The organism is Paraconexibacter sp., from assembly GCF_041602235.1.
Lineage (GTDB): Bacteria > Actinomycetota > Thermoleophilia > Solirubrobacterales > Solirubrobacteraceae > Paraconexibacter.
Map to the genome: position 1 here is coordinate 1 of NZ_JBFIGP010000258.1, position 5,229 is coordinate 5,229.

The window sequence follows — 5,229 nt, forward strand, 5'->3', positions numbered from 1 at the left end:
ACCCAGCAGGCGCTCCGCGTGCAGGCGAGCATCGCGGGCCAGGCCATCGCCGACGTCACCCTCGGCGAAGCCCGGGTGCGGGCGGCGAACGTCGATTGCTCGCCGCCGCCGGCCGCCGCACCACCGGCGCAGACCCAGACCGCCAGCGAGCTCGCGCTCCAGTGCACGAAGCGCCGCCTCGTCCTGCAGGACGTGGCGATCCGCGACGGCCGGGTCCGGCTGCTCGGCGCGGCCGACAGGTCCCTGACCGGCAAGACCGTGTCGATCCGGTTCCTGGGTGACGGCAAGCGCGTCGCGACGGCCAAGGTGCGCGCCGACGGCAGCTTCCGCACCACGGCGCGACTGCCCTCCAAGCGCATTCGCTCCACCAACAGGGCCCGCTACCAGGCCAGCATCGGCAGGGAGAAGTCGCTGGACCTGAAGCTCACGAGGCGCATGGTCCTCGCCGGCGTCGCCGTCAAGGGCGGCAAGGTGACGATCGCCGGGCGCGTGGTGCGTCCGCTGAGCTCGCCGGCATCCACGATCACGGTCAAGCAGCGGATCAGCTGCAAGAAGAGCGTTGTCGTGGCGCGGATCAAGCCGAAGCGCAACGGCACGTTCCGCGTGAGGATCGACGCACCGGACACCCAGCTCGCAGCGGTCTACCGGTTGGGGACCTTCGTGCGCAAGACGACGCGCAACCCCAAGCGCTTCCCGACGTTCACCCTCCCACGGGCGGTGGATCTGGGCTGAGGGGCTCCGCCTCGCCCGGCGGGGCGAGCGGAAGGACGAGCCTGAACCGAGCGCCCCCCTCGCGGGGATGCTCGGCGTCGAGCCGACCCCCGAGCTGTCCCGCGATGCCGCCGGCGACGAACAGCCCGATGCCGGTGCCGGCCGCCTCGTCGCGCCCCCGCACCACCTCGGGCTCGGCGAACAGCCGCGACCGCTCGGGCTCGCTCACGCCCTCCCCGTCGTCGCTCACCGTGACGGTCGCCTCCCCCGACGGTCCCGTCCCCAGCTCCAGGCGGACCGGCGGCCGGCCGTGGCGCCCGGCGTTGTCCAGCAGCACGGTCAGCACCTGCTCGACACGCACGGCGTCGGTCCGCACGGGCGGCGCCGCGCCGACGACCGCGACGTCCGTCAGCCCCGAGGCCGCGATCGCGCGAGGGACGACGTCGGCGAGATCGCACGGGGCCGGACGCAGCGCGAGCGGCCGCCCCGTGCGCAGGTGCGGGTAGTCGAGGATCTGCCGGACCCGGTGACGGAGTGCGAGCGCCTCACGGTGCAGCTGCGTGGTCGCCGTCGCCCGGCGGTCCTCCGCGAGATCGGACCCGCGCTCGTCCAGGAGCCGCGCGAGGCCGACCACGGAGGCCAGCGGCGTCTGCAGGCCGTGGGACACGGCGGCCAGCGCCTCTTCACGCCCGCGGGCCGCGGCCAGCTCGGTCTCCAGGAGAACCGTCCTCGTCTCCAGCAGGTCCAGGGCGTGCCCGAGGCGCGTGTTGCGCTCCCTGGCCAGCAGGCCGAGCACCGGGAGCAGCGGCGCCAGCAGCAGGAATCCGTAGCGCCCCTGCGTGGCGGCGAACGCAGCCAGGAGCCCGACGGGCGCCAGGGCGCTGTCCAGCAGCCACACGCGCAGCAGCAGGCGCAGCTGCAGCTCCGGCCGCACGCCGCGACCGAGCCGCTCGCGCAGGACGCCGGCCGCCGTGTCCACGGTCAGCAGCGCGGCCAGGGCCAGCAGGAACCACGGCGCGTCGGACCAGCGCGGGCCGCCGGGCTCGGTGGCGAGGACCAGCACGATCGCCGCGCCCATCGCGTGCCAGGCGTTGGCCAGCGCGAACACGAGGTGCAGCGGATGCTCACCCCGGCGCACGATGTCGGGCACCCGACCCACCCCGTACCCGACGATGACCGCGAGCGGCACGAGCGTGACGGGCAGCAGGAACAGCATCGGGACCAGGACGAGCAGGGTCGCGTCGGTCTCCCCCTGGCCCAGCTCGAACGCGACCGTCGTCGCCACCGCGTAGGCGAGCAGCAGGGTCACGAGCAGGCCGATCCGCAGGTCGATCGTCTCGGCGCCGCTGACCGCGAGCGCCAGGGCGGCCAGCCCGAGCGGGACCCCGACGAGCAACTCGGCCCGGAGTTGCCGCGGCGACGGTGGGTGCGTCAGGGCCTCGCGCCCCTCGCGAAGCAGAGCAGCGACCTCGGGGTCGACCTCTGGTTCGACGCTCTTCACCCGACCATCCTCTCGTGTCCGGCGGTCAGCGCACAACGGACGTATGTCCGAGTCAAGCCCCAGGAACTCGGTACCGATAGCCAGGCCAGGACCACTCGTCCGCCCGACTCCCAGTCTCACGCAACCAGGAGCCACACATGTCCCGCGCAGCACGATGGATCGCCGTGTCCGCCGCCGCAGCGGCGTCGGCACTCGCGTTCGCCCCCGCCGCCAACGCCGGCGTCCTCGTGAGCAGCGCGACGGACTGCGAGGACCGCAGCGCGTCCCAGGTCTTCTCGCCGTGGCTCGACCCGGCCAACTACGTCCTCGCGCCCGGCGGCACCGCCGAGTCCGCCGACCAGTGGACGTTCACCGGTGGTGCCACGATCGCCGAGGGCCAGGAGCCGTGGAACGTCGTGGACGACCACGGGACCCGCTCCGTCAGCCTGCCGTCGGGATCCACGGCCACCACGGACGCGATCTGCGTCGGGATCGAGCATCCGACGCTGCGCTTCTTCGTCAGGTCCAGCGGCACCAACCTGCTCTCGTCGCTGCGCGCCGACGTCCTGTTCGAGGACGCCTTCGGCAACGTGCGGTCCCTGCCCGTCGGTCTCGTCCTGCCCAGCGCGTCCTGGACGCCGACCGCGCAGATGGTCCTCGTCGTCAACCTCCTGCCGCTGCTCCCGGGCGAGAAGACCGCGGTCGCGTTCCGCTTCGTCCCGCAGGGCCGGGGCACCTGGTCGGTCGACGACGTGCACGTCGACCCGTGGCGCACGCGATGACGCGCGTCCTCATCGTCGACGACGAGCCCTCGCTACGGGTCCTGCAACGGCTGACGCTCGAGGAGCGCGGCTACACCTGCGACGAGGCCGCCGGCGGCGCGGAAGCCCTCGAGCTGCACGCGGCGAGCGACGAGCAGACGCCTTCGTGGTCGGTGATCGTGCTGGATCACCGGATGCCCGGGATGACCGGGATCGAGGTCGCCCGCGAGATCCGCGAGCGCGGGGACGACACGCCGATCGTGCTCTACTCGGGCTACATCGAGCCCTCGGTGGAGACCCAGGCGGCCTCCCTCGGCGTCCGCGCGGTCGACAAGGTCGACCACGAGCGCCTGCTCGACATCGTGGACGAGCTCGCGCTCGCCGCGTAGATCGAACTCGGCGGCATCGGCTGTCGCCCCCGATAGGGTGCGTCGAAGCCATGCGCCGCACGAAGATCGTCGCCACCATCGGTCCCGCCTCACGTGACCCCGAGACCCTCGTGCGGATGGTCGACGCGGGCATGGACGTCGCCCGCCTGAACTTCAGCCACGGATCCCACGACCAGCACGGCGAGACGGCGCGGATGGTGCGCGAGGCGTCCGAGCGCGCGGGCCGGCCGGTCGCGATCCTCCAGGACCTCCCAGGACCGAAGCTCCGCATCGGCGTCCTCGCCGACGACCGCGTCGACCTGATCCCCGGCGAGACGGTCACCTTCACCTGTGGTGACCCCGACCCGCCGCCCGGCGACGCGAAGCGCATGAGCATCACGTGGGACGGCCTGGCCGACGCCATGTCCCCCGGCGAGGTGCTGTACCTCGCCGACGGCACGGTGCGCCTGCGGGCGACCACGGTGCGCCCCGGTGAGGTCGACGCGGAGGTGGAGATCGGCGGGAGCGTCGCGAGCCGTCAGGGCCTGAACCTGCCCGGGCCGGTCGACCAGCTGCCGGCGGTTCCGGTGGAGGACATCGAGCACCTCCGCGCCGGACTGCGGATCGGGGTCGACATGGTCGCCCTGTCGTTCGTGCGTCGACCGGAGGACATCACGTCGGTGCGCGAGCACACCCGCGTCCCGCTGATCGCGAAGATCGAGAAGCCGCAGGCGGTGGCTCGCGCCGAGGAGATCCTGCGCGCCGCGGACTGCGTCATGGTCGCCCGCGGGGACCTCGGGATCGAGCTGCCGATCGAGGAGGTGCCGATGGTCCAGAAGCGCCTGCTCCGGCTCGCCGGCGCCCTGGCCCGCCCGTCGATCACCGCCACGCAGATGCTCGACTCGATGGTGCACTCCTCGCGGCCGACCCGCGCCGAGGTCACCGACGTCGCCAACGCGATCCTCGACGGCACCGACGCCGTGATGCTCTCCCAGGAGACCGCGGTCGGCAACTACCCGGTCGGCTCGATCGCGATGCTCGACGCCATCGCCCGCACCACCGAACGCGAGGCGCCCTACGAGGAGTGGAACGAGCGGCGCGTCGCCCGCGATGCGCGCGACCCCTCCTACACGGTCGCCCACTCGGCCTGCAAGGCGGCGCGGGACCTCGCACTCGACGCCCTGGTGGTCCCGACCCTCTCGGGCCGGTCCGTCAGGCTCGTCAGCGCCCACCGGCCCAACGTGCCGATCTACGCGCTGTCCCCCGGGAAGGAGACGGTCCGCCGCTGCGGGCTGATGTGGGGGGTGCAGGCGTCGTCGATGCGCCGCCACGAGGTCACCGAGGCGCTCATCGCCGACGCCGCCCGCCGGGTGGTGGAGCTGGGCTGGCTGAAGCCCGGCCAGCGAGTCGGCATCACGGCCGGTCTGCCGAGCGGCCGCCCGGGGTCGACGAGTCTGTTCCAGGTGCAGAAGCTGCCCGAGGCGCACGAGACCTGGTCGCGGCCCTGAGGGCGTCCCGCCGGGCCAGCACGACGCCGGCGACCGCCATGAGGACGAGGATCGCGGCAGCGGCGATCGCCTCCGGGGATCCCAGGTCGTCCAGCGAACCGCCGAGGGCCGTGTAGGCGAACGCGCGGGGCGCGCAGCCGAGCGCCGTGGCGGCCACGAACGCGACCAGCGTCACGGGGGCCAGGCCCGCCGCGTAGTTGACGAGGTTGTAGGGCACGCCGGGGGCGATCCGCGCGTACAGCACCGAGAGGAACCCGCGCGCCCCGATCCACTGCCGCAGCGCCCGCAGCCGCGGACGGTCCTCGACGAGATGCGCCACGGCGTCGTGGGCCCACCAGCGGCCCAGGGAGAACGCCAGCGTGCCGCCGAGCACGAAGGTCGCGATCGTGATCGGCGTACCC

General features: G+C 73.4%; 6 protein-coding genes. 4 read left to right on the forward strand and 2 right to left on the reverse strand.

The annotated features are described in order from the left end of the window. Window positions 1–732 (forward strand): hypothetical protein (locus tag ABYE80_RS16530; protein WP_372791403.1); only part of this gene is annotated, 732 nt, incomplete at its 5' end. Here the strand turns inward: ABYE80_RS16530 and ABYE80_RS16535 are convergent. Then, the gene (locus ABYE80_RS16535; protein ID WP_372791404.1) at window positions 701–2,212 is read right to left on the reverse strand and encodes a sensor histidine kinase; all 1,512 of its coding nucleotides are present in this window, start codon (window positions 2,210–2,212) and stop codon (window positions 701–703) included. The two genes, ABYE80_RS16530 and ABYE80_RS16535, sit on opposite strands and share 32 nt — an antisense overlap. A 137-nt stretch (window positions 2,213–2,349) precedes the next feature. On the opposite strand from ABYE80_RS16535, the gene ABYE80_RS16540 reads away from it, so the two are divergent. The 3 genes from ABYE80_RS16540 to pyk are packed head-to-tail and all read left to right on the forward strand — an operon-like array spanning window position 2,350 to window position 4,828. Continuing rightward, complete coding sequence (locus ABYE80_RS16540; protein ID WP_372791405.1) at window positions 2,350–2,973, forward strand: hypothetical protein; 624 nt, start codon at window positions 2,350–2,352, stop codon at window positions 2,971–2,973. Continuing rightward, complete coding sequence (locus ABYE80_RS16545; protein WP_372791406.1) at window positions 2,970–3,341, forward strand: response regulator; 372 nt, start codon at window positions 2,970–2,972, stop codon at window positions 3,339–3,341. Before ABYE80_RS16540 ends, ABYE80_RS16545 begins: the two co-directional genes overlap by 4 nt. Before the next feature lie 50 nt (window positions 3,342–3,391). Then, the gene (pyk, locus tag ABYE80_RS16550) at window positions 3,392–4,828 is read left to right on the forward strand and encodes a pyruvate kinase (protein WP_372791407.1); all 1,437 of its coding nucleotides are present in this window, start codon (window positions 3,392–3,394) and stop codon (window positions 4,826–4,828) included. On the opposite strand, the gene ABYE80_RS16555 is transcribed toward pyk, so the two are convergent. Continuing rightward, a partial coding sequence (locus ABYE80_RS16555; protein WP_372791408.1) for a TVP38/TMEM64 family protein occupies window positions 4,734–5,229 on the reverse strand: 496 nt, incomplete at its 5' end. The genes pyk and ABYE80_RS16555 overlap by 95 nt on opposite strands.

Excerpts from the sequence above, each read along its gene's own strand:
- ABYE80_RS16540 (WP_372791405.1), top strand. The coding sequence starts at position 2,350 with ATGTCCCGCGCAGCACGATGGATCGCCGTGTCCGCCGCCGCAGCGGCG.
- ABYE80_RS16545 (WP_372791406.1), top strand. The coding sequence starts at position 2,970 with ATGACGCGCGTCCTCATCGTCGACGACGAGCCCTCGCTACGGGTCCTG.
- pyk (WP_372791407.1), top strand. The coding sequence starts at position 3,392 with ATGCGCCGCACGAAGATCGTCGCCACCATCGGTCCCGCCTCACGTGAC.